At 40.9% G+C, this 25,931-nt stretch carries 21 protein-coding genes and 1 pseudogene; 1 reads left to right on the top strand and 21 read right to left on the bottom strand.

Annotated elements, in window-relative coordinates:
• Positions 1 to 26 precede the first annotated feature (26 nt).
• The 4 genes and pseudogenes from spoVK to AC3ISE_RS10130 form a co-directional block, all read right to left on the bottom strand.
• A pseudogene (gene spoVK, locus AC3ISE_RS10145) lies at positions 27 to 845 on the bottom strand (stage V sporulation protein K); the annotation flags it as partial.
• A 536-nt stretch (positions 846 to 1,381) separates the two neighbouring features.
• Positions 1,382 to 1,606 carry an RNA chaperone Hfq gene (gene hfq, locus AC3ISE_RS10140; RefSeq protein WP_070877335.1) on the bottom strand — a complete coding sequence of 75 codons (225 nt, stop codon included), beginning with the start codon at positions 1,604 to 1,606 and terminating at the stop codon, positions 1,382 to 1,384.
• Positions 1,607 to 1,633: 27 nt separating this feature from the next.
• Positions 1,634 to 2,584, bottom strand: coding sequence for a tRNA (adenosine(37)-N6)-dimethylallyltransferase MiaA (miaA, locus tag AC3ISE_RS10135; protein ID WP_489224080.1), 951 nt, complete (start codon positions 2,582 to 2,584; stop codon positions 1,634 to 1,636).
• A gap of 112 nt (positions 2,585 to 2,696) precedes the next feature.
• Positions 2,697 to 3,074 (bottom strand): YmaF family protein, encoded by a 378-nt coding sequence (locus AC3ISE_RS10130; protein WP_489224079.1) that lies wholly within the window; start codon positions 3,072 to 3,074, stop codon positions 2,697 to 2,699.
• A gap of 178 nt (positions 3,075 to 3,252) precedes the next feature.
• Between AC3ISE_RS10130 and AC3ISE_RS10125 the strand changes: the two genes are divergently transcribed.
• Positions 3,253 to 3,732 carry a hypothetical protein gene (locus tag AC3ISE_RS10125; RefSeq protein ID WP_489224078.1) on the top strand — a complete coding sequence of 160 codons (480 nt, stop codon included), beginning with the start codon at positions 3,253 to 3,255 and terminating at the stop codon, positions 3,730 to 3,732.
• A gap of 35 nt (positions 3,733 to 3,767) precedes the next feature.
• Here AC3ISE_RS10125 and mutL read toward each other — a convergent pair whose 3' ends face one another.
• From mutL to AC3ISE_RS10040, 17 genes are all read right to left on the bottom strand, one after another.
• Positions 3,768 to 5,609, bottom strand: coding sequence for a DNA mismatch repair endonuclease MutL (gene mutL / locus AC3ISE_RS10120; RefSeq protein ID WP_489224077.1), 1,842 nt, complete (start codon positions 5,607 to 5,609; stop codon positions 3,768 to 3,770).
• A gap of 16 nt (positions 5,610 to 5,625) precedes the next feature.
• Entirely contained in the window at positions 5,626 to 8,214 is a 2,589-nt protein-coding gene (gene mutS / locus AC3ISE_RS10115; protein ID WP_489224076.1) for a DNA mismatch repair protein MutS, read from the bottom strand.
• Positions 8,215 to 8,611: 397 nt separating this feature from the next.
• Entirely contained in the window at positions 8,612 to 9,157 is a 546-nt protein-coding gene (gene cotE, locus AC3ISE_RS10110; RefSeq protein ID WP_070877329.1) for an outer spore coat protein CotE, read from the bottom strand.
• A gap of 446 nt (positions 9,158 to 9,603) precedes the next feature.
• Positions 9,604 to 10,035: a YlbF/YmcA family competence regulator gene (locus AC3ISE_RS10105; protein ID WP_489224075.1), complete on the bottom strand. Its 432-nt coding sequence runs from the start codon at positions 10,033 to 10,035 to the stop codon at positions 9,604 to 9,606.
• 3 nt (positions 10,036 to 10,038) lie between these two features.
• Positions 10,039 to 11,568: a tRNA (N6-isopentenyl adenosine(37)-C2)-methylthiotransferase MiaB gene (gene miaB, locus AC3ISE_RS10100; RefSeq protein ID WP_489224074.1), complete on the bottom strand. Its 1,530-nt coding sequence runs from the start codon at positions 11,566 to 11,568 to the stop codon at positions 10,039 to 10,041.
• Positions 11,569 to 11,803: 235 nt separating this feature from the next.
• A complete protein-coding gene (locus AC3ISE_RS10095) occupies positions 11,804 to 12,979 on the bottom strand; it encodes a glycine C-acetyltransferase (RefSeq protein WP_489224309.1) in 1,176 nt (391 codons plus the stop codon).
• 155 nt (positions 12,980 to 13,134) lie between these two features.
• Positions 13,135 to 14,175, bottom strand: a complete 1,041-nt coding sequence (tdh, locus tag AC3ISE_RS10090; RefSeq protein WP_489224073.1) for an L-threonine 3-dehydrogenase — start codon at positions 14,173 to 14,175, stop codon at positions 13,135 to 13,137.
• A 200-nt stretch (positions 14,176 to 14,375) separates the two neighbouring features.
• Positions 14,376 to 15,242, bottom strand: a complete 867-nt coding sequence (locus tag AC3ISE_RS10085) for a 2-oxoacid:ferredoxin oxidoreductase subunit beta (protein WP_070877325.1) — start codon at positions 15,240 to 15,242, stop codon at positions 14,376 to 14,378.
• Complete coding sequence (locus AC3ISE_RS10080; protein WP_489224072.1) at positions 15,243 to 16,982, bottom strand: 2-oxoacid:acceptor oxidoreductase subunit alpha; 1,740 nt, start codon at positions 16,980 to 16,982, stop codon at positions 15,243 to 15,245.
• A gap of 236 nt (positions 16,983 to 17,218) precedes the next feature.
• A complete protein-coding gene (locus AC3ISE_RS10075; protein ID WP_489224071.1) occupies positions 17,219 to 18,136 on the bottom strand; it encodes a dipeptidase in 918 nt (305 codons plus the stop codon).
• A 300-nt stretch (positions 18,137 to 18,436) separates the two neighbouring features.
• The gene (gene spoVS / locus AC3ISE_RS10070) at positions 18,437 to 18,697 is read right to left on the bottom strand and encodes a stage V sporulation protein SpoVS (RefSeq protein WP_029281188.1); all 261 of its coding nucleotides are present in this window, start codon (positions 18,695 to 18,697) and stop codon (positions 18,437 to 18,439) included.
• A gap of 199 nt (positions 18,698 to 18,896) precedes the next feature.
• Positions 18,897 to 19,691 (bottom strand): TIGR00282 family metallophosphoesterase, encoded by a 795-nt coding sequence (locus tag AC3ISE_RS10065; protein WP_489224070.1) that lies wholly within the window; start codon positions 19,689 to 19,691, stop codon positions 18,897 to 18,899.
• A gap of 93 nt (positions 19,692 to 19,784) precedes the next feature.
• Entirely contained in the window at positions 19,785 to 21,347 is a 1,563-nt protein-coding gene (gene rny, locus AC3ISE_RS10060; RefSeq protein WP_489224308.1) for a ribonuclease Y, read from the bottom strand.
• Positions 21,348 to 21,715: 368 nt separating this feature from the next.
• The gene (recA, locus tag AC3ISE_RS10055) at positions 21,716 to 22,753 is read right to left on the bottom strand and encodes a recombinase RecA (protein ID WP_307435764.1); all 1,038 of its coding nucleotides are present in this window, start codon (positions 22,751 to 22,753) and stop codon (positions 21,716 to 21,718) included.
• A gap of 348 nt (positions 22,754 to 23,101) precedes the next feature.
• Entirely contained in the window at positions 23,102 to 24,358 is a 1,257-nt protein-coding gene (locus tag AC3ISE_RS10050; RefSeq protein ID WP_489224069.1) for a competence/damage-inducible protein A, read from the bottom strand.
• A 25-nt stretch (positions 24,359 to 24,383) separates the two neighbouring features.
• Positions 24,384 to 24,962, bottom strand: coding sequence for a CDP-diacylglycerol--glycerol-3-phosphate 3-phosphatidyltransferase (pgsA, locus tag AC3ISE_RS10045; RefSeq protein ID WP_309191653.1), 579 nt, complete (start codon positions 24,960 to 24,962; stop codon positions 24,384 to 24,386).
• Between the two features lie 72 nt (positions 24,963 to 25,034).
• Positions 25,035 to 25,928, bottom strand: a complete 894-nt coding sequence (locus AC3ISE_RS10040; RefSeq protein WP_489224068.1) for a helix-turn-helix domain-containing protein — start codon at positions 25,926 to 25,928, stop codon at positions 25,035 to 25,037.
• Positions 25,929 to 25,931 lie beyond the last annotated feature (3 nt).

The raw sequence follows: 25,931 nt of genomic DNA, 5'->3' as shown, positions 1-25,931 counted from the left end.
CGATAATAAAGCCGCAATATGCGGCTTTATTCTTTTATGACGAGATCCTGGCTTTTGATTGTCACCAGGTCATCCCGCTGATATTGATCTGATGAAAGCAGTCTCATTGCCTGGGATCTGATTGATTTCTCAATGACATTTCGGACATATCTTCCGTTTGAAAACTTAGCAGGCGCCATGTTTGTTTTAATCATATTTAAATGATCACGAAGCTTCCACTCTGCTTCTTTGCTGAATGTGTATTCCCTTTCATTCATCATTCTTTTCGATATCTCCATCAGCTGTTCTACAGAATAATCCGGAAAATCCACGACAAGGGGAAATCTTGAATGAAGTCCTGGATTAAGGGACAGGAAATGATCCATTTCTTTCGAATAGCCCGCTAATATCAGGACAAATTCATGCTGCTTATCCTCCATATGCTTAACAAGCGTATCAATCGCTTCTTTGCCGAAATCCTTTTCTCCTCCGCGTGCAAGTGAATATGCTTCATCTATAAAAAGAATCCCGCCCAGCGATTTTTTTATCAGATCTCTTGTTTTTTGTGCTGTATGTCCAATGTATTCTCCGACTAAATCTGCCCTTTCAGCTTCAATCAAATGTCCTTTTGAGAGCACATTCATTTGAAAAAACAATTTGCCTATCAGCCTGGCAACTGTTGTTTTGCCTGTTCCGGGATTTCCTTTGAACATCATATGAAGGGATTGCTTTCCAGCCTTTAAGCCTTGTTCCTCACGCTTCTTGTTGATATAAATCCATGCATAAATTTCTTTTAGCATCCGTTTCATTTCTTCCATGCCCACAAGAGTGTTTAATTCAGCTTCCATTTCATTAAGAATGACATGCTGAAGCTGTGTTTTCGGAATTTTTATTTCATAAGTTGATGTTTCGCTGATTTTCTCTTGGTACGTCTTTTTTTGCCCATTCAAAATCACATTAATTTGACCATTGTTTTTAAATGTGACTGCTTGATCCAAAGATGTTCACCTCACATTCTTTTACTACTATACGTCGCACCGGGCAAAATCGTGACAAATGCCTATATAAAAATATGAAAATAATTTTACTAATTGAAAAAAATGTTGATACATGCGATGTTTTGTAGTATTATGCGCTTTCCCGAGAAATATTTCCGCTTATTTGCTAATGCAATATAGATGTATTTGAATTTAAAATCAGGGCTGTTTTCGCATTGATTGTTGTTTTCGATGAGGGTGGGAAGCCTCCTCGGCATGTATTTCCGGCAGGAGTCAAAATCCTGCAGCGTAGATACACTAATGGTTTTAAACATATCTAGTCTAAATAGCAACAAAGTTTACGAAAGGAGCCAAAATCAAAAATAAAAGCAGCCTCCAATGTGCTGAAGACTGCTTTCATTTCTCTATTCTAATTCAAGTGATACATTTTTCTGAGGTGCAAATGTTGAGATCGCATGCTTATAAATAAGCTGCTGCTTTCCTTCTGTTTCTAAAAGAACCGTAAAGTTATCAAATCCTTTGACAAGCCCTCTTAATTGAAAGCCGTTCAGCAGGAATACCGTTACAAAGGTACCGTCTCTACGGATATTATTTAATACTTGATCTTGAATATTTACTGTTGTTTTCATGTTTCGTCCTCCTCTTTTCTCTATGTGTTATGTATTCGCGCTTAAATTAAGCTTTCCTGCTATATATGTAAAAATTTCATTGAATCTCATTTCCATATCCAGCGGCTGACTCATATCGAACCATTTCACATCCATTTTATTGCGGAACCAGGTAAGCTGGCGTTTGGCATATCTTCTGGAATTTTGTTTAAGCTGCTCTTTTGCATCTTCAAGGGAAACAGCACCGTCAAAATAGGCATACAATTCTTTATAGCCTATCGCCTGAATGGATTGGCAATCCCTCAGCCCAAGATTATAGAGATTTTTCACTTCATCAATCAGGCCCTGATCCATCATGAGATCTACTCTTAAATTAATTCTATCGTAGAGCTGTTCTCTTTCCATTGTAAGACCTACGACCACAACATCGTACAGCAGAACCTTCTCCTGTTCTGCAAGAAAATCTGTCATTGTTTTGCCTGTACAATGAAAAATCTCCAACGCCCTGATAACCCGCCTTACATTATTGGGATGAATTCTTCCGGCAGACACAGAATCAATTTCAGCGAGTTTTTCATGTATCACTTCGTTGCCAAATTCAGCCGCTTCAGCTTCAAGCTGTTTCCTGAAGGCTAGATCAGAGGCTATTTCAGTGAACTGATAGTCGTATATGACAGATTGTATATATAATCCAGTTCCGCCGACGATGATAGGCATTTTGTTTCTTGCGTGAATGTCTGAAATTAATGGACGGGCCATTTCCTGAAATTCAGCAGATGAAAAATCTTCTTCTGGATTCTTTATATCAATAAGATGATGCTGTATTCCATCCATTTCATCTGGAGTTATTTTTGCAGTGCCTATATCAAGACCGCGGTATACCTGCATGCTGTCACCGCTGATAATTTCGCCGTTAAGTTTTTTTGCGAGCTGTATACTCAAATTGGTTTTACCAACAGCTGTCGGTCCAATAATTACGACCAGCTTCTCTTTCTTCAACTTGCAACCACTCTTTCATTCCTTATAGTCCGCTTTTCAACATCTTATCACTTTAAATCAGTGAATACCAGTTTATTATTTCCAGTTTTCTGTTCAGCCAAACGATTGATAGTCAATAACCGATTGGTCCGCTTGTTCGGCCATTAAATAAATGCTGATGAACAGGCTTCTGCTGTTCAGAATAGACAACACCGCCAAACTCGACAGGCTCCGCTTCTGTATAGTTCCTGTACGTTTTCCCGGAAAATAGGTGATAATGGGTTCCATCCAGCATTGGAATAGGAGGGCCTGTTTTTACGTAAAAACGGTGATAATGCTGATTATCAAACGTTGTTAATCCTTCAACATAATGAAAATGCTTATCATAAGAATTTCCGTTCAGAGGTTTTGAAAACCCACGTACATAATGATAATGATTTTCCTTCCATTCAGTGACTCCATGATAAAAATGAGCATGCGGAACCGGAAGCTGCTGCCGGTAACAGTCCATTTGAAAACACTCCTTTTCTCTTTATCATTCAGACTATGAAAGGATAAGGAATTAGGCGCATGAATCAGGAAAATAAATGCAGTAGCCTAGGCAATAAAGGTTAATTTTTATTTTTCAGTTTTAATCCGAAATTTGAGGGAATTTAACCAGTAATTCATTAAGTAGGAGGGCCTGTTGCATGTTTCAGCTAGAGGATATGATCACGTTTTTTTGGGCTTTCTTTTTCGTGCTGCCAATCGTAGCATTTATTCATCAGCTGGGACACTTTGTCTTCGTTTGGATGTTTGGGGGCAAAGCCGTTTTTATACTCGGCAGAGGGAAACTTCTTTTCAGAATAGGTAAACTTGAAGTCAATCAATACTATTTTTTAGATTCCTTTTGTCAATACGACAGTTTGAATTGGGATAATCGCTACACACACGCATTTGTCTATGCCGGCGGGTCTCTGTTTAATCTATCAGCCATTTTGATTGTTAATACATTGATCCACACCGGTATTCTTGAACCGCATATATTTTTCTACCAGTTTGTTTATTTTTCCGTTTACTTTGTGTTCTTTTCGTTGCTTCCATTTAAATACTCAGAAAATCACTCATCTGACGGGCGGTCTATATATGATGTCATTAAGTATGGCAAAAGCTGCAGTCAGCTTGATTAGAAATAGATAAAAGGAAAGCCGGCGGGCTTTCCTTTTTACATGATGCGCTTAAACATTTTTTCCATTTCATACGTTGAATAATGAATAATAATCGGTCTTCCATGCGGACAAGTAAAAGGATCTGTTGTTTTTCTGAGCGTTTCGAGTAAAGCAAACATTTCATCATTGCGGAGATGATGATTGGCTTTGATGGCAGCCTTGCAGCTCATCATGATTGCAGCTTCTTCACGCAGCTTTTTAATATCCGCCTGTTTATGATCAAGCACTTCCTGAATGATTTCCTCAATTAACTCCCGCTCGTCTCCGCGCGGGAACCATTGCGGATGAGAGCGCACGATAAAGCTATTTCCGCCAAATGGCTCAAGGAAGATTCCCACTTCAGCCAGTGCCTGCATTTTCTCATTGATGATCAAAGCTTCATCTGCTGAATAGTGAATCGTAATCGGAACAAGGAGCTCTTGCACTTCCGTTGCAACTTGTCCTACTTTTTCTTTAAAGTATTCATAATTGATTCTTTCCTGAGCCGCGTGCTGATCGATAATATATAAACCAGTCTCATTTTGGGCAAGAATATACGTTCCGTGCATTTGGCCTATCGGATATAGAACTGGAACTCTTGGTTCAGCCTCTGCAGCTTTCGGTTCTTCTACATCATAACCGGGTGACTGTTCATCGTAAGTTTCAAATTCCTCTTCTATGCCTGGAGGACTTTGTTCTGTGATATCCTCTTCTGGTTCCGAAGCTTCATCCAGTTCAATCTCCCGCTTTTCCATGACCTGCTGAACAGACGCAGCTGACAGCGGCTTGTTTTCAGCATGACTGAAAGTAAATGTCTGCTGTTCATCAAAACTTTTTTCTTTCCGCTTTGGCAGAATAGCCTCAGGAATCAGCTTTTGATGGGAGAATGCTTCTTTTATGCCTGCTGAAATCAGTTCATTCAATTCAGCCTCTTTGCTTAACCTGACTTCCATTTTGGCAGGATGAACGTTTACGTCAACTAAAATAGGATCCATGTTGATTTCCAGAAAGACAATTGGAAACCGGCCGATTGGAAGCAGCGTATGATAACCTTGCTGAATCGCTTTTACAAGCGGATAGTTTTTTATAAATCTGCCATTTACGATTGTGGATATATAGTTTCGGGATGCTCTAGTGATTTCAGGCAGAGAAATATAGCCTTTCACTTCAAAATCAAGAGACTGCAAGTTAATAGGAATCATTTTCTTTGCGATTGCCAGCCCATAGATGCCGGCAATAACTTGACGCACATCGCCGTTTCCGCTAGTATGCAGCATTTGCTTTCCATTATGAGTCAGCTTGAAAGAAATGGACGGGTTTGATAGAGCCAGACGGTTGACAACATCTGTAATGTTCCCAAGCTCGGTATGAACGGTTTTCACATATTTTAAACGGGCTGGTGTGTTGAAAAATAAATTCGTCACAGTAAGGTCGCTGCCTTTTCTGCTTGAAGCAGCTTCATGGATCTCTACCTTTCCTCCTGACAGAACCATTCTTGTGCCTGCACCAGACCCTGTGCTTGTTTTCAGTTCAATATGGGAAACAGACGCGATACTCGGCAAAGCCTCTCCCCTGAATCCCAAAGTCCGGATCCGGAAAAGGTCGTTTTCGTCTTTGATTTTGCTTGTAGCATGTCTGTGAAAAGCGTTCAGACAATCCTCAGGCAAAATGCCGTCTCCATTATCAATGATGCGAATCTTGCTTAATCCCGCTTCTTCTATTTGAATTTCAATGACGGTACTGCCGGCATCAATGCTATTTTCCGTTAATTCCTTTACAACAGAAGCCGGACGTTCGACAACTTCTCCGGCGGCTATCTTGTTTGATAGTGAATCGTCAAGGCGAATAATTTTCCCCATGCTGTTCACCTCTTCATTATTTTAATTTTTTTTGGATTTGATAGAGTTCATTCATTGCATCAAGCGGCGTCATTTCAAGCAGGTTAATGGCCCGCAGCTGCTCAAGCACCAGCATGTCTTTTTTCGGAACCTGTCTGCTCTCTTTCTTTGCAGGCTGTTCATTAAAAAAGGAGAGCTGAGCTTCATCGCTTTTAAACGTTTCCGTCTTCTCAATCACCGATGCAGGAACTTTTACTGTCTGCTCGGCTTCAAGACTTTCTAAAATTTCTTTTGCTCTCTCAATCAGCTCAGCCGGCAGCTCTGCAAGTTCGGCAACATGTATTCCATAACTTTTATCTGCCGGACCTTCCTCGATTTTGTGCAGAAACACAACCTTGCCGTTTTCTTCTATTGCAGACACATGAACATTCTGAAGCTGCGGCAATCCGTCAGCAAGGCTTGTCAGCTCATGATAATGCGTGGAGAACAGCGTTTTGGCACCGATATGATGGTGAATATGTTCAATAATGGCCTGCGCAAGCGCCATTCCATCATAAGTAGAGGTCCCCCGTCCAATTTCATCAAATAAGATTAAGCTGTTTTCCGAAGCATTGACAATGGCATTTTTTGCTTCCAGCATTTCAACCATAAAGGTACTCTGTCCTGATATTAAATCATCAGCAGCGCCTATTCTGGTGAAAATCTGATCAAAGATCGGCAGGACAGCTTCTGAAGCAGGAACAAAACATCCGATTTGAGCCAGAATAGACGTCAGAGCAACCTGTCTCATATACGTGCTCTTACCGGACATATTTGGCCCCGTAATCAAGAGCATTTCGCGTTCATTTGAGAAATAACAATCGTTTGGAACATATTCCTGAGAATTCATTACTTTTTCTACGACAGGATGTCTGCCGTCCTTAATGAACAGCTCTTGATCTGAAAAAGAAGGTTTGGAATAATGTCTTTTTTCACTGATGACAGCAAAGCACTGCAGCACATCGAGCTCACTTATGCACTTTGATAAGGATTGAAGTCTTGGAATAAATTCCTTCACTTGTTCCCGAAGCTTTACAAACAATTCATATTCGATATCTACCATTTTTTCTTCTGCTTCAAGAATGAGCGTTTCTTTTTCTTTAAGCTCAGGTGTTATGAATCTTTCAGCGTTTGTCAGTGTTTGCTTACGTGTATATCTGCCTTCTTCAAGCAAGTGGACATTTGCTCTAGTTACTTCGATATAGTAGCCGAATACTCTGTTGAACCCAATTTTCAGCGATTTAATGCCTGTACGCATCCGCTCTTGCTGTTCAAGCTGTGCTATCCATGATTTGCCGTTTCTGCTGGCATCCCTGAATTGATCGAGCTGTTCATGAAAACCGTCTTTCATGATGTTGCCGTCTTTAATAGACAGCGGCGGATTCTCTACTAAAGCTGCAGCAAGCAAGTCTGTCAGTTCTGTACAAGGATCAATTTTTTCTGCCATTTCATTTATTTGATTATGCTTTACTGTTCTTAGCACTTCTTTTATTGCAGGCACCTGCTGCAATGATTTCTTCAGCTGGATTAAGTCTCTGGCATTAACATTGCCGAATGCTACTCTCCCGGCGAGCCGTTCAAGATCATAGACTTCTTTTAGCCGTTCTCTGAGATCTTCGCGTTCAAAATAGTGATCAAGCAAGGATTGGACCATTTGAAGACGGCTTTCGATTTCATTTTTAGACAGCAAAGGCCGATCGATCCATTGCTTGAGCATTCTTGCCCCCATTGCTGTTTTTGTCTCATCAAGCAGCCAGAGCAGCGACCCTTTTTTCCCTTTAGAACGGATCGTTTCCGTAAGCTCCAAATTGCGCTTTGAATACAAATCAATTTTCATGAAATCCTGCAGCTGATAGACTTTTACTTTTTGCAGATGATCAAGGCTTCTCTTTTGCGTTTTCTGCAAATAGTTGTGAAGTCTGCCGAAGGTTTCTTTTAATCTCTCATCTTCAAGGTGGCCAATAATCGCTTCAAATTTCTCTGTGCCCGCATCGATTTCAAACGAAACGGTCACTCTGGATCTTTCGGCGATTTTTTTTAAATATGATTCAGGAAAATCTGGATGCACGACTAATTCCTTTGCACCCAGAGAATACATTTCATTAATGATGTCATCAAGATGGTTTATTAATGTCACTTGGTTTTCACCAGTAGATAGATCTGTAACCGCGAAACCAAACTTAGAAGGAAATGCCGTTACGGATGCTAAGTAGTTATTCTCCCGCTCCTGCAGACCTTTCCCGTTCATAACTGTTCCAGGTGTGATCAGCTGGACAACCTCCCGGCGGACTACACCTTTCGCCTGCTTTGGATCTTCTGTTTGTTCACATATGGCAACCTTGTAGCCTTTTTCAATTAATGATTCTATATATCCGGGAGCAGAGTGATAAGGTACACCGCACATTGGAATACGTTCGGCTCCCCCGCCATCTCTGCTCGTTAATGTTATTTCAAGTTCAGCAGATGCTCTTTTGGCATCTTCAAAAAACATTTCATAAAAATCGCCTAAACGAAAAAATAAAAAGGCATCCTGATACTCTGCCTTTATTTTTAAATATTGCTGTATCATCGGCGTATATGTAGCCATTGTAATCCCCCATTGCATTTGCGTACGTTTCAAAACAAACTTTATTATAACATACATAGGGGATTTTTTGCTTTGGCGAATCCCGGAAGGTTGTCCCAGAAATAGCATGTGAATTATAGTGATTATTATTAAAGGCTGTTTTTCGAACAGATTGTTGTTTTCGATTATAAATGTTGTCCGTTCCTTTCCACTATAGGAACTTGCTTTCCGCAGTCCGGTGTGAGACTCCTCTGCATGCCTGCAGGGTCTCCCATTTCGCTCTATTTCCAGCAGGAGTCAAGTTCCTGCAGCGTAGATGCACTTATGGGTTTAAACATATCTGTTCTAATAACAACAATTTACGAAAAGAGCATTTAAAAAAAGAAAAACCAGGAAGATAATTCTCCCTAGTTTCCTCTTATTCTTCGTCTCCGCCTACTAAAAATTCCGGATTCAGATCTTCAAACTCATCATCGAGATCTTCTTCCCAGTCTTCATCCGCTTCAGCAAAGGCTTCTGTATTAATTGCGACAACGACCTTTGTCTCACCGACCACTTCCGCCAAAAACTCACGCTCAGCAGAAACAACAACCTTGCTTCCGTTTGGAGAAATATTGACCTCCATGCAATTTGGCTGCTGCATCACTTTTGCGATGACTTCATGCTCATCGTCCAAAAAGTTGTTATCTTTATATTTCAACTTAATGACGTCTACATAAGAAACTTTTTCTGTGACAACTTCTGTTTTCGTATTATCAGCATACGAATACCATACATTGATGTCGTAAGTACCTTCAACCTCGACTGTTTTCCCAACCTTTTTTGCATCATATTTATGGTTGATCAACCAGCCTCCTAGAATGCTTGTTGGTTTTTGCGAAGGAGCAATGCTGTGCGTGGATTGAGTAAACTTCTTGCCTTTCGCAACTATCGCTTTCGTAATTATTTCTCTGTATTCAGCCATTCGTACATACCCTCCTCAATCAATCTTCATTTAATCCTATGCTGGGCTAGTATGGTTTGTGCTACTAATATAAAGGAATAAATAATATGTTCCACCAATACATGAATCGGTATAGTTCATTGTATGCGTGTACGCCCAGATATGTGCCTAAATTTTGAAAAGAAAAAGCGGAATTGTCCGGTAATCTCAGTTGGGCACTAAGGTTTTGGCAGCAAAGGCTGTTTTTGCCTTTGCTGCCGGGTTCAGAGGTTACTATGATTATTTAGAACATAGTTCAATTAAATATTTATTTGTAGATTTGATTGTGTTTTCGGCTGTTGGAGATAACTGCGGAAGAATAAATCATAGTGCGCTCTTTATCGGGAATAATTATTTTAAAAGAAACTGCAGATTTGCTCTCTTAATGAAATAAAAAAACACACTGCTTTGAACAGTGTGCTCCTCTTTTAATGACAGGCTGAACCTGGTGAGTTATTTAGTTTTGAACCTGTTTCACCGCTTAACAGATTTCCGCCGGTTGTGCGGATGATTTCATCTGTCACATGGTTTGAAATCGTGACTGCAATCAATTGAAGCAAATCGTTCACTTCAACTTGAGATTCTTTGAATTCCTGAATAATTGGAAGTTCATCTAATTCCGCCTGAATTTTATCGATTTTGTCTTCTACCTGCTTCAGTGCTTCCTGCTTGCTGTAATGCTGGAAGTTAACAGCTTGTTTTTGAAGACTCTTGATGCTTGCTACTTTTTCGCGGATTTTTTGGTTCTCATTGATTTGTGCTTCCGCTTTTTTGAAAAACTCAACTTCTTTCGTATCAGCAACCATTTGTGCTAATTCACGGGCTTTTGCTACGATTTCTTCTTTAGTATATAATGACATCCCCTATTTCACCTCTATCGCTTCTTCTACCATTTCCCCATCTAAAGACCACGTTTTTGCTTTGTTTATTTTCACTTTAACAATTTGGCCGACAGCAGACTTTGGACCTTTAAAGTTTACAAGTTTGCTTTTTGTTGTATAGCCTGCAAGTACTTCCGGGTTATTTTTGCTTTCCCCTTCTACAAGTACTTCTACAACCTGACCTTCGTATTCCATCATTTTTTTAGCTGAAATTTCTTTTACAAGATCATTCAGCTTTTGAAGACGTGCTTTCTTTACTTCCATTGGAACATTATCCTGCATTTTCGCTGCAGGCGTCCCTTCACGCGGAGAGTAAATGAACGTATAGGCACTGTCGAATTCAACTTCACGGTACATAGACAGCGTTTCTTCAAATTGCTCATCTGTTTCATTTGGGAAGCCTACAATGATATCAGTAGTCAAAGAAGCCGTTGGAATCGCTTCCTTAATTTTTTTCACTAATGTCATATATTTTTCCCGGTCATATTTGCGTGCCATCAGCTTCAGGATCTCAGAGCTTCCTGACTGAACAGGCAAATGAATATGATCAAGCAGGTTGCCGCCTTTAGCAAGCACCTCAATCAGATGATCATCAAAATCACGCGGGTGACTTGTTGTAAAGCGGACACGGGCTACATCGATTTTGCGGATTTCATCCATTAAATCGCCTAGGCCGTATGAAATGTCCTCAAAATCTTTCCCATAGGCGTTTACATTCTGGCCAAGGAGTGTAATTTCCTTATATCCGCCGGCAGCAAGCTGACGTACTTCCTGAATGATTTCCTCAGGGCGTCTGCTTCTTTCTTTTCCGCGTGTATATGGAACGATGCAATACGTACAGAATTTATCACAGCCAAACATGATATTGACCCATGCTTTGACATTTCCTTTACGCTCTCTGGGAAGGTTTTCGATAACGTCCCCTTCTTTAGACCAAACTTCGATGACCATTTCTTTTGACATGTATGCGTCTTTTAGAATATTAGGCAAGCGGTGAATGTTATGCGTTCCAAAAATCATGTCAACATGCTGATGTTTTTTCATGATTCTTGTGACAACTGATTCTTCCTGCGACATACAACCGCAAACACCGATTAATAACCCTGGTTTTTCTCTTTTTAGAGACTTAAGATGACCGATTTCACCAAATACTTTGTTTTCTGCATTTTCACGGATGGCACATGTGTTCAGGAGAATCACATCTGCATCTTCTGTTGTGTTCGTAGCTTCATAGCCGAGTGCCATGAAAATTCCAGCCATGACTTCAGTATCGTGCTCGTTCATTTGACAGCCATACGTGCGGATCAGAAATTTCTTTCCGTTCCCAAGGCCTCTGAACTCTTCTGAAATGCTGAAATCATTTTGGTATTTCACTTCCTCTTTTCCGCGCTTTTTAGCATCCTTTAAGGAAGGCGGCATATAAACGGCTTGGAAATACTTACTGTAGTCCTTTTCGGATTTTTTGTCCGCCGGATTTACCTGTGTATTTTCCAAACGCTGCTTTTCATTCATGTAAAACAGTCTCCTTTCAAGCCCTTCTAACCCTACTCTCCAAGTGAGAGTATACCAATTTTATAGTATATATGTTCTTAATGAACAAAACAATATAGAAATCAAGAAAGGACTTACATCTATAGTAAATGAAACGGGTAAAAAAGAAAAGCGGAGTCTCCCGCATAGCCCAGTCATTTTGAGCTTTTAGAGCTCCAAAAAAGAGAGGCCGAAGCCTCTCTTTCCATTACTTCTACTACAAAATGTTTAACTCTTTTGCAGCTTTTTCAAAGATATCTAAAGCTTTCTGAAGCTCTTCTTTTGAATGCTCAGCCGTTACGATTGTGCGGACACGTGCCTGTCCTTTTGCCACAGTCGGGAATGCAATCCCCTGTGCAAAGACGCCATATTCTCTGAGTTTATCAGAGAATTGATGAGACAGTGCTTCATCGCCCACGATGACAGGCGTTACTGGTGTTTCACTTTTACCTGTATCAAAACCGAGATTTTCAAGGCCTTTTTTGAAGAATTTTGCGTTATCCCAAAGCTTATCAATCAGCTCAGGCTCTTCTATAAGAACGTTGATCGCCTCAATACAGGCAGCTGTTACTGCTGGAGGATGAGATGTACTGAATAAAAATGGACGTCCTTTTTGAATTAAGTAATCAATCAGTGTACGCGTACTTGCTACATACCCTCCCAGTACACCAACCGCTTTACTTAATGTCCCAACCTGAATATGTACACGTCCGTCAAGACCGAAATGGTTGACTGTGCCGCGGCCGTTTTGTCCAAGTACACCTGAAGCATGTGCATCGTCAACCATAACAAGTGCATCGTACTTTTCGGCAAGTTCAACAATTTCAGGAAGCGGTGCAATATTTCCATCCATCGAAAATACGCCATCTGTTACGATTAAACGGACTCTGTAGTCTGCTGATTCTTTTAACGCTCTTTCTAAATCTGCCACATCAACGTGGTTATATACTTTGCGTGCAGCCTTTGTTAAACGGATGCCATCGATAATTGAAGCATGGTTGAGAGAATCTGAAATCACTACATCTTCTTTTGTCAAAATAGAAGAAAGCACACCCTGGTTTGTTGTAAAGCCTGATTGAAACACAAGTGCAGCTTCTGTATGCTTAAATTCAGCAAGCTTCGTTTCAAGCTCTTCATGCATGGTAAAAGTGCCGGCAATCGTTCTTACCGATCCGGTTCCCGCTCCAAATTTCTCAGCAGCTTTGATTGATGCTTCTACCAGTCTAGGATGAGTTGTTAAACCTAAATAATTGTTAGATGATAACTGAATTAATTCTTTCCCATCTATGACAACTTTTGAAGCCTGGTCTGACTCGAGCGGAATCAGCGTCCGGAATGTTCCTTGCTGTTTCATTTCATCAAGTTCTGCCTGCAAATATTCAAAACCTTTCATCATAGCCCCTCCATTTTCATTTTAATTTTTCATATTAACAGTCAGTAAAATCTCCGCTTTTATGGTTATGTATATTGTTTTGAAAACTGAGGCGGGTTTACTGCCGGTAACAGCTTATCAACAGGGGGATGAATCTCCCCTGCCGGAAAAATACATTATGGGTGTAATACGACTTTACCACATTTTCCTTCGATCATTAAATCGAAGCCTTTTTTGAAATCATCTAAAGAAAAATGATGAGTAATCAGCGGCGTTACATCAACTTGCCCTGATTTTAAAAGTCTTGAAACCTGCTGCCATGTTTCGTACATTTTTCTGCCTGTAATTCCTTGTACCGTGATTCCTTTAAAAACGATGTCATTGGTGATATCCAGTTCAACCGGACGGACAGGGAGGCTCAGGATCGAAACACGCCCGCCATTTGTGACCATTTTGAAACCTTGATCCATCGCAATTGGGTGGCCTGACATTTCACAGACCACATCCACTCCGTTGCCGTCTGTTAATTCATTGATTCTCGCCAAAGGATCCTCATTTTTTGAATTAATGACCGTTGTTGCTCCCATTTCTTTTGCTAAATTTAAACGGTAATCGTTCAAATCAAGCGCAATCACCTGGGATGCTCCCGCTGCTTTTGCAACTCCGACAGCCATAATCCCAATTGGGCCGCATCCGATGACAGCAACACTTTTTCCTGCAACATCACCTGCTAAAACAGTGTGCACCGCATTTCCCATCGGTTCTTGAATGGATGCTACATCAAACGGCATTTCTTTTGGATTTTTCCAAAGGTTCCCTGCTGGCAAAGACACATACTCTGCAAAGCATCCGTCTGTATCCACACCAATAATTTTCGTGTTTTTACAAATATGATACTGTCCTGTTAAACATTGAGGACATTCATAGCAGACTAAATGAGTTTCAGCGGAAACAAAATCTCCGATTTCAACGCTTGTTACTTTATTTCCTATTTCAACAACTTCTCCAGAAAATTCATGGCCAAATACATAAGGCGGATTCACTCTGCTTTCCGACCAAGCATCCCAAGTATATATATGAACATCTGTACCGCAGATTGAAGTTGCTTTTACTTTGATTAAGACTTCATTTTCTTTAATCTGAGGGATGTCTACCATCTGAAGCTCAGCACCAAAGCCTCTGTGGTGCTTAACGATTGCTTTCATTTTTCCATTCACAATGAACACTCCTTGTTCCAAAAACCATCTGATTTTATGAGTATATATGAAATTTTATCATCCAAAAATAATGGTGTAAAGGAGACTGTCCACCCTGTGTAGACGTTTGAACGCATGAAAAAAAAACTCAATTTTTTTTTTATAAATCGTAAAGTCAGGCAATAAAAAAACGCCTATCATTAAGATAGACGTTTTTCCCATTACATAAACTCTGAAAGCAGTTCGTTGAATTTCTCTTCACTGATTTGCAGATCAGCGTGTGATAAAGGTGTTTCACTGTAGTTATGAACAAGCTCCTGATAAGAAGGCTGATTCTTGTTCTGATAAATCAAACCAGTAACAAGTCCGTTTTTCTCCATCAGCGTCTGCATGGCGGTCATGCGGTTAGATGGATCATACCCTTCAATATCACTCAGCTTTGTAAGATTTTCTTTAAACCAGTCATATGTGTTGATTTTGTTGTAAGTGACACATGGACTGAAAACATTGATTAATGAGAATCCTTTATGATTGATTCCTGCTTCAATGATGGAAGTTAAATCTTTCAAATCAGTTGAGAAGCTTTGTGCTACAAACGTTGCTCCTGCCGTAAGGGCCATCTCCATCACTGATAAAGAGGATTCAATTGAACCTTTAGGCGTGCTCTTCGTTTTGAAGCCGACATCACTTCGCGGAGACGTTTGGCCTTTAGTTAATCCATAAATTTGATTGTCCATTACGATATAAGTGACATCAATGTTTCTTCTGATTGCGTGAATCGTATGGCCCATTCCAATGGCAAATCCGTCGCCGTCACCGCCAGATGCAATAACGGTCAAATCTTTATTCGCCATTTTTACACCTTGTGCGATTGGAAGCGAACGGCCATGAATGCCGTGGAAACCGTAAGCGTTAATATAACCCGAAATACGTCCTGAACATCCAATCCCGGAAACTACAGCAAGCTGATCCGGTTCGAGTCCTGCGTTTGCAGCAGCACGCTGAATCGCCGCTTGTACGGAGAAGTCTCCGCAGCCAGGACACCAGTTAGGCTTTACATTGTTTCTAAATTCCTTAAACGTCGCCATTTAGAACAACTCCTTGCATTTTGAATGAACTTCATGCGGCAAGAGCGGATTTCCGTCATATTTAAGAATACTGGAAATTTTCTCTGCATGACCAACATTCATTTTTATTAGGCTTGCGAGCTGTCCAGTTGCATTATTTTCAACAACTACAACCTTTTTAGCTGCCTTCACAAGCGGAAGCATCTCATCAGCCGGGAATGGGTGAAGCAGACGGACGTGAGCATGATTTACCTTTACACCGTCTTCTTCAAGGCGTATCATCGCTTCTTCAATTGTGCCTCTAGTAGAGTTGAACCCTACGAATAATACATCCGGCTCAGGGTGAGTCAGATTTTGATGGACAGGTGTGTCAAAACGCATATCAGACAGCTTCCGCAGACGTTTGTCCATCTGTGCTTTCCGGTTCGTTGCCACCTCAGAAGGTTTGCCGGTTTCATCATGTTCAACCCCTGTAACATGGTGTATGCCGTTTTTCATGCCTGGCACTACACGAGGTGAAACGCCATCTTCTGTTACTTCAAATCGTTTAAAGTATCCTTTGTTTTCAATCTCAGGCAGCTCGCCGCCCTGTACAAGCTTTCCTCTTCGGATTTGGATTTTATCATATTGAAGCGGTTCTACCGTCTGTTTTCCAAGTGACAGCTGAAGATCTGTCAGCAAAATAACAGGACATTGATATTCTTCCGCTAAATTGAAAGCTTCGATTGTATCGTAAAATGCCTCTTGAACCGTGCTGGGCGCCATCACGATTTTCGGAATTTCTCCATGTGTTCCGTAAATCATCGCCATTAAATCAGATTGTTCCTGTTTCGTTGGAAGTCCTGTACTTGGTCCTCCGCGCTGCGTATCAATAATGACAAGCGGCTGCTCCGTAATACCTGAAAGCCCGATTGCTTCCATCATCAGAGACAGTCCCGGTCCTGCAGAAGCCGTTAATGTGCGTGTGCCCGCATAGTTTGCACCTATTGCCATCGTACAAGCCGCAATTTCATCTTCCGTTTGAATGACAGTTCCGCCGAAATCAGGCAGCTTCTTAATAAGATATTCCATGATTTCAGAAGCAGGTGTAATTGGATAGGCAGCCATGAAACGTGCTCCGCCCGCCACTGCGCCGAGTGCGATTGCATCGTTGCCGATCATGAACATGCGTTTCCTGCCGTCTGCTTTTTCAAGATACATATCATCACGGTCAAAGTTGAGTTCTTGTTTCATATAAGTTGAGCCTTTTTCAATGGCTTCTAAATTCTTTTCAACAATTTGCTGGCCTTTTTTGCCGTATATCTCCTGCACAACATTTTGAAATTGTGCTGTTCCAAGATCAAGCACAGCACTGGTTGCGCCGATTGCAACCATATTTTTCATCAGTGATGTGCCTAACTCTGTCGCAATCTGTGTAAATGGAACAGAATACAATACTGCGCTGCAATCATCAGGTATGACCGGATTAAATTTTGAATCTGCAATAACAAGACCGCCCTTGCGGAGTTCATATACGTTCACATCGATTGTTTCCTGATCAAAAGCTACTAATATATCAAGATCGTCAGAAATGGCACGAACTTGAGTTGTACTGACACGGATTTTATTATTTGTATGACCGCCTTTAATTCGAGATGAGAAATGACGGTATCCATATAAATAATAGCCCATTCTGTTTAATGCAATTGAAAACACTTCTCCGGTACTTTCGATACCTTCACCTTGCTGTCCCCCAACTTTCCATGAAAGTTGACTGATCATGTGCCTTACACCCCTTCTTAAGAAACACTCATATATTTTTTGCTCTAATTTAGAGCTCTTACACACGTTATAAATATTGTTAGAATATGTACTAAACGTTTACAATTGTAGAACGAACATGAGAAAAAAACAAGCGTTTAAAGGAAATAAACATGTTTTCCGGGTTATTTTTTTGATTTTTGAGAATTTTATATTCATTCATTCCTTTAACCCTAATATGCAATAGCAGCCTTGAACTAAAAAGGAATGGATTCAGCAAAATTTTTATACATGAATTTTTCAACCTGGCTTTCTGAATAATGCTTCAAGAGCGTATTTAACAAGTAAGGATATTGTTCATACCCTTCAAGCCCTTCAATCGTTTCATCTATCCCGTCAAAATCAGATCCAAAACCAACTGCATTTTCTCCTGCAAGTCCGCATACGTAATCCAAGTGATTAAGAAGATGCTTCATGGAAGCAAGCGGGCGGGAAGATGTGAATTGCGGAACGAACGTTATGCCGATCAGCCCTTTTTTGGCAACAATTGCTTTAATTTGATCGTCTCTTAAATTTCTTGGATGCGGACAAAGTGCATACGAATTTGAATGACTCGCAATCGGATGGTCTGCAAGCTGAATCACATCCCAAAAGCTTCGTTCAGAAAGATGTGATAAGTCTGTCCACATATGATAATGATTTAGTTTCTCGACAACATGCTTACCATAAAAGGATAGACCTGCATTTCTCGTCTCAAGCGCTCCATCAGCCAGTAAATTGGCAAAGTTCCAGGTAAGACCAGCGGATCTGACTCCAAGCTGCTGAAAAATGGATAGAAGGCTTAAATCATGGCCAATTGGCTCGCAGCCTTCAAGAGTCAAGATGGCTCCAATCTCGTCATCCTTTAGACCAAGAAGATCCTGTTTTGTCCGAATATGTATCATCTTTTCATATCCATTGATTATCCGATCGAAAAAAATGGAGGCCTGAGCAAAAGCAGCTTCTAATTTATTCGTGACTTCCACAGGTATAAAGATGGCAAAGCATTGGACTTTTGCTCCGAACTGAAAAAGCTTTTCAATGGTAATATGCAGATTCAGATCATTCCATTCACTAATTTCCGGCCTGCGCCACAATTGATAGAGCAAATCACAATGAGCATCGAAAATTCGCACGTCAGCATCTCTCCTAAAGAAAAATAAGGGGCTGTGTTCGAAAAAAAGATTGCATTAGATATAATGATCAGATTCTTTGATTTTTTCTATATGTAAAAAAATTCGTGACCTATGATGGAATGCAAAGTGCATAGATTGTTGTTTTTGATTATAAATTGTTGTCCGTTGCTTTCCGCTGCAATCCACTTATAGTTTTAAACAAATCTAGTCTATTAGCATTAAAGTTTAGTGCATTATGAAAGATCCAAATAAAACAAACCTGTTTGCGTGACCCGCAAACAGGTTGATCATTTTGTCTATTTAACGTGGCTCAATAATTAATTTAATGGCCGTACGCTCTTCTCCATCGATGAGAATATCCGTAAAGGCAGGAATACAGATTAAATCTACACCGCTCGGGGCAACAAACCCTCGGGCAATAGCTACTGCTTTTACAGCTTGGTTAAGTGCTCCAGCTCCAATTGCCTGGATTTCGGCAGCGCCTCTTTCACGCAGGACACCTGCTAGTGCTCCCGCTACAGAGTTAGGATTGGACTTTGCTGAAACTTTTAATATTTCCATTTCTAGTATCCCCCTTATTTTTCAATAGATCGTGAATGTACGTTGGATCATGCCTTATTAGATCTGTTCGGAGGGCCCATCCCCTTTATGAAGCCTTCTGAACCTCTTTCACAGCCATTCCATTGATACTATATTCACTAGAGGGAACTAGTATTCCTGCTTGTTTTACTATTTTTTCTAAAATTTCTAAATATATATTCTATTCAAAAAACATATGATCATCATTAATTAAAATGCGGTCAATTTTTACAGCTTTGCCGGTTTTATCTTGAACATCAATGACGACAGCACTCAGCTGCGCCTTGCCTTCCGTGACTTCAAAACGCACAGGGAGGCTTGTCAGGAAGCGTTTTATGACAGCATCCCTTTCGACTCCCAGAATGCCATCATAAGGTCCAGTCATGCCCACATCTGTAATAAAAGCTGTCCCTTGGTCAAGGATTCTCTCATCTGCCGTTTGAACATGAGTATGCGTTCCGACAACAGCGGTTACTCTCCCATCCAAATACCAGCCCATAGCCTGCTTCTCACTCGTTGCTTCTGCATGAAAATCGACAAAAATAATAGACGTTCTCTTTTTTGCTTCTTCAATCAGCTCATCTGCTTTTTTAAATGGACAATCGATCGGCGCAAGGAACGTGCGTCCCTGCAGATTAATCACTGCGATTTCTTTGCCATCGCATGTTATATATGTAATGCCCTTACCAGGAGTGCCTTCAGGAAAATTCGCAGGCCGAATCAAGTTAGAGTAATTATCAATGAATTCAAAGATCTCCCGCTTATCCCATGTATGGTTCCCCATTGTAACGACCTGAGCCCCAGCCTGATTAAGCTCGTGAAAGATCTTTTCAGTAATCCCTTTTCCGTGTGCCGCATTCTCTCCGTTTACAATCGTCAGGGACGGTCTATATTTTCGTTTCAGCTTTGGCAAATACTCTTTAATCATATCTCTACCTGGAGATCCGACTACATCTCCTACAAATAATAATTTCATGCTTCAATTAAACCTTCTCTCAAAATAGTGTATGTTTACCCTTAAGTTTTGCACAGTTTGCAAAAAAAATAAAGCGATGCAGAAGGCATCGCTTTATTTCGCATATTCAACAGCTCTTGTTTCACGGATAACTGTTACTTTAATATGACCTGGGTAATCTAATTCTTCTTCAATCCGCTTGCGGATGTCCCGTGCTAAACGGTGTGCCTGAAGATCATCAATCGTATCAGGTTTTACCATGATACGCACTTCACGGCCTGCCTGAATGGCGAAGGATTTTTCAACGCCTTCGTAAGATTCAGAAATCTCTTCAAGCTTTTCTAAGCGGCGAATATAGTTTTCGAGCGTTTCGCTTCTTGCGCCGGGACGTGCTGCAGATAAAGCATCTGCTGCCGCGACCAGAACGGCAATAACCGAAGTAGCCTCCTGATCGCCATGATGCGAAGCAATACTGTTGATGACAACAGGGTGTTCCTTATACTTCGTAGCAAGTTCAACCCCAATTTCAACATGGCTTCCTTCTACTTCATGGTCAATCGCTTTACCGATGTCATGCAGTAAACCTGCACGCTTGGCAAGAGTGACATCTTCACCCAGTTCTGCAGCCATGAGTCCTGATAAATAAGCGACCTCCATGGAATGCTTTAATACATTTTGACCATAGCTCGTTCTGAACTTCAGACGGCCCATAATCTTGATTAAATCTGGATGAAGCCCGTGAACACCAACTTCAAATGTTGTTTGCTCACCAACCTCGCGGATGTACTCATCAACCTCACGGCGTGATTTTTCAACCATTTCTTCAATACGTGCTGGATGGATGCGTCCATCTTGAACAAGCTTGTCTAGGGCAATTCTGGCTGTTTCCCTGCGGATTGGATCAAATCCAGATAAAATAACTGCTTCTGGAGTATCATCAATAATGAGGTCAATACCAGTCAATGTTTCAAGCGTTCTGATGTTACGCCCTTCACGACCAATGATGCGGCCTTTCATTTCATCATTTGGAAGGTTAACGACAGATACCGTAGTTTCAGCTACATGGTCTGCAGCACAACGCTGGATTGCAAGGGAAAGAATTTCTTTCGCTCGTTTATCCGCTTCTTCTTTCGCACGGTTTTCGCTTTCTTTAACAGTTACAGCGATGTCATGCGAAAGTTCATTTTCAACCTTTTCGAGAATGATCTGCTTTGCCTCTTCACGAGTCAAGCTGGAAATACGTTCAAGCTCTGATTGCTGTTTACGCACCATCTCGTCCACTTTGCTTTCCATCTCTTCAATATGCTGTTGTCTTTCATTTAGAGAATCTTCTTTTTTCTCAAGCATGTTCTCGCGCTTGTCTAAAGATTCATCCTTACGATCAAGATTCTCTTCTTTTTGTAATAAGCGATTTTCTTGTTTTTGCAGCTCATTTCGTCGTTCACGAATTTCTTGCTCTGCTTCTGTCCGAAGCTTGTGAATATCATCCTTTGCCTCAAGCAACGCTTCTTTCTTCGTTGCTTCAGCATCACGCTTCGCATCTTCAAGAATTTGCTCAGCAGTACCTTTCGCACCGGCAATTTTCGCTTCTGCAATGGATTTACGAACAAAATAGCCAACAACTGCACCGACGATTAGGCCAAGCAAAATGGAGATGATCATTGTAATGGGATCCATCATTTCACCTCCTCTTGCTATGAACTTGTTTCTTGCTAGATTTAAGTGTCGGCATGTATATTGCATAACGTTCTTCAACATACAGCACAAAGCTTAAGGGTTTCATGGAGACCTTGCAGCATCTGCTGCACAAATCAACATTTGCTTTCATAGTGCCTCGCTAAAAGTTCTAACAAAATAATAATACACCCTAATTGTAAATGTGTGAAATTTTCTTGTCAAGCCTGTCATTCTGGCGTTTTTAATGCAATTGGGAATTTTCAGGTATTGCCTTACATTTCTTGAACAGGAAAAGTCAGGATTGTCTATCGGTTGTATCGTGGATTTTGACTTCTCATATACAAAAAAGAGGCGATAATCGCCTCTTTTTAATCTTCCAGTAAATCTAATTCTTCTTGACCATCAGGAGCAACGGCAACTTCATCAAGCCCGTAGTGGCTGCGGATCTTTTCCTGAATCTCTAAGCGGATGCTAGGATTCTCTTTAAGGAAGATCTTTGCGTTTTCTCTTCCCTGGCCTAAACGCTCCTCATTGTACGAATACCATGAACCGCTCTTTTGAACAATATCAATTTCTGTTCCCAGATCGATGATTTCGCCTTCTTTAGAGATTCCTTCTCCGTACATAATGTCGACCTCTGCAACACGGAAAGGAGGTGCAACTTTGTTTTTGACAACTTTGATTTTCGTTTTATTTCCGACCATCTCATTGCCCTGTTTTAATGTTTCGGCACGGCGCACCTCTAAACGTACAGAAGAATAAAACTTCAGCGCGCGTCCGCCTGGAGTTGTTTCAGGATTACCGAACATAACTCCTACTTTTTCACGGATTTGGTTAATGAAAATGGCAATTGTTTTTGATTTGCTGATTGCTCCGGATAATTTACGCAATGCCTGAGACATAAGACGCGCCTGCAAGCCTACGTGAGCATCTCCCATTTCGCCTTCGATTTCAGCTTTTGGAACTAAAGCTGCTACAGAGTCAATGACCAGAATATCCACTGCTCCGCTTCGAACAAGTGCTTCTGCAATTTCAAGCGCCTGCTCTCCGGTATCCGGCTGTGAAAGAAGAAGTTCATCTATATTTACACCCAGCTTTTGAGCATATACAGGATCAAGGGCATGCTCTGCATCTATAAATGCAGCCTGTCCTCCCTTTTGCTGTACTTCTGCAATCGCATGAAGGGCAACTGTCGTTTTACCTGAGCTCTCAGGTCCATATATTTCTATAATTCTTCCACGGGGATATCCGCCAACCCCAAGTGCTGTATCAAGTGCAAGTGAACCGCTTGGAGATGTAGAAATCTTCCGGTCAGTCTGTTCACCGAGTTTCATAATTGAACCTTTACCAAATTGCTTTTCTATTTGTTTCAGTGCCATATCTAAGGCAGCTTGACGATCGCTCACTGAGTTTCCTCCTTTAGTTATCAACCTATTAATAATATACCTTTTATTCGAACGTTTGACAAGTAAAAAACGAACATTTATTCGGTTTTTTTACAGGCAATAACAGACTGAAAATTCTCTTTTCTCTTAAAGAAAATAAAATTTTGCTGCCTATTAAACAGCTAAAATACTAAATTGTCTTTTTGCCGGGGTTTCAAACGCAGAACTTATAAAAAGGCTGTTTTCGCATATATTGTTGTTTTTGATAATAAATATGCTCGTTCCCTTCCGCTCCAGTTAAGATTATTAACATTTAGTCTAAAAACATCTAAGTTTACGAAAAGAGCCTATAAAAAAGAAAAATACAGCTTATTCCGCTGTATTTTCCAATAGGGTTTTTATAAGCAAGTGACAGCCATATTTCACTGTGCGCCTGCGAATGGCGTTGCGGCTGCCTGCAAGATGAAGGAGAACGGTCTTTGTCGGCTGACCAATACATGCCAGTCCGATATAGACGGTTCCAGGTTTTTTCCCTTCAACAGGATCTTCCCCCGCAATGCCGGTAAAACTTATCCCGATATCACTATTTGTCAGCTTCCTGATTTGTTCAGCCATTTCTTTGGCACATTGTTCACTGACAGCCCCGTGCTGATCAAGCGTTTCTTTAGATACTTTTAATATGGATTGCTTTACTTCATTTGTGTAGCAGACAATTGTACCTTTAAAGACATCCGATGTTCCTTTAACGGCTGTCAGCTGATCTGAAAAAAGCCCTCCAGTTAAACTCTCAGCTGCTGAAATCGTCATGTTGCTTTGTCTGAGATGTCTCAGCACTTCATCAGCCAGAGTTGTCTGGTCATATCCGTAGAAAAAACCGCCAACTCTGCTGTTTATTGTTTTCTCCATTTCATTTATAAGCCGCACAGCCTCAGCTTCTTGCTGATGGCGGGCCGTCAATCTGAGTGTTACTTCCCCGTCACCCGCAAGCGGTGCAATGGTTGGATTGGTTTGAGCATCGATCAAATCCTGGATATCTGTCTCAAGCTGCGATTCGCCTATGCCGAAATAGCGGAGTACCCTGGATATAATTTTATCATTCTGGCCAAGCTTCTCCCTGAAGTAGGGAAGCCCGTACTTTATAAACATTGGTTTCATTTCGCTTGGAGGGCCAGGCAGCAGCATATAAATCCGGTCATCCGCTTCTATTGCCATTCCAGGCGCCATTCCGTGCTCATTTTTCAATACATGCGAATCCTCAAGGATCCAAGCTTGTTTTTTATTGTTTTCAGACATGCTTCTATTTACTGTAACAAAATAGTCTTCAATGCTGTGAAGGGCCTCTTCATCCGTGACAAGCTTTTTGCCCAGAATATTCGCGATTGTTTCTTTCGTTAAATCATCTTTAGTCGGTCCAAGACCGCCTGTAAAAATAATAATGTTCGAACGCTCTTTTGCAATCTTTACTGCCTGCTCAAGTCTTGCGGGATTATCACCGACAACCGTGTGATAATAGACATTAAGACCATTTTCAGCCAGCTGCTGAGATAAGAACTGGGCATTGGAGTTAACAATTTGCCCGAGAAGCAATTCTGAGCCTACTGCGATAATTTCTGTTTTTGACGTCATGCAAACTCCCCCTGTGAATGAAGAATTACTTGGAATTCAGTAATGCGGCTTTGTTTTTTGCAAAGTAGTCCCATCCTGAATAAACCGTAAAGAATAATGCTACCCATAATGCGATGTCTGCAAACGGGAATGAGATGAAGACAAATGGAATGTTGTGCAAAAGAAGGGCTGATATCGCGATAATCTGAGCCCATGTTTTAATTTTTCCGAGCATGTTGGCTGCAACTACTTCACCTTCGCCGGCAAGCACAAGACGCAAACCTGTAACAGCGAATTCACGGCTGATGATGATAATCACGATCCAAGATGGTGCAAGTCCAAGCTCAACTAAGATAATTAACGCTGCAGATACAAGCAGTTTATCGGCAAGCGGATCTAAAAACTTCCCTAAGTTTGTCACCATATTTAGCTTACGTGCATAATAGCCGTCTACCCAGTCCGTTGTAGACGCTATAATAAATAATATCGCTCCTGCCAGGTGTGCCGCTGGAATAGAAGCATCCCCGATATATAATGTGCCCCAGTCAAAAGGAGCGAGCATAATCACCATAAAAACTGGGATTAAGAGAATTCTTGAGATGGTAATGCGATTCGGTAAATTCATGTTTTTTCCTCCAGATTATAAAAGTATGTATCAGAAAATATAAAAGAAAGAAAAGCCATCTTGAAGATGACTTTACTCCTTAGTATATACAATCTGCATATCTTGTCTTACAGTTTTTTTAGGATCAATCTGATATTCCACAGGCTTTCCATTCACTTTAATTTCAGCAGCCGAAGCATTTCCGATGACGATAAATGCTTCTGTTTCATTCGTGAAGTCATGAGCCTCGGTTTGATCTTTCTTAAGCATGCCGCTGTAGAATTTTTTCCCTGAAGCATTTCGGATCTCAATCCAAGTCTGCCCTTTAGAGGTAACTTCGAGCTTGAATTCTTTGGCTTTTTTCAGCTCGTATACCGCTTTTCTGGCTGTCTTTTCTTTAAATGCAAGTTCAGAAGCCTGCTCTTCCGGTTTCTCCTCTTCAGGCTTTTCTTCTTTGGCTTTTTCATCAGCTGCCGCTTTCTCTTCCGGCTCTTTGGATTCAGAAGCATCTTCGCCATTATCAATTGAATCATATTCATTTTCGCCGTTTGAAATTTGCTGAGCCTGATCTTCCGTTTCTTTTGCACCATCCGGCTTGTCCTTTTGAACAAAAATCCAGATAACGACCGCTGCTAATAATACCAATACGATTATTAAGATCCTAGGCAAAATTTCCAAAGCCTTCGATGCTGACTTTGGCAGCTCTTTATGTGTTTTCACCCTTGAAAGCTCAGGAGTTTCCTCTGAATGAACAACCGGTATTTCATTCTTATGCTCATCGAAAATCCGGTCGGGATCAAGTCCAACTGTTTCAGCATACTGTTTAATAAATGCCCGCACATAGAAATTCCCCGGCATAACGCCGTAATTGCCTTCTTCAATTCCAATCAGATACCGCTTTTGAATTTTTGTCATTGCCTGGAGATCGTCAAGACTTAATTTCCGCTCTTCTCTCGCCTGCTTAAGTCGATTCCCTAGTTCACTCAACCA

Source organism: Metabacillus sp. KH_069, assembly GCF_057838075.1.
This window is presented reverse-complemented; position numbering and strand designations above follow the sequence as displayed.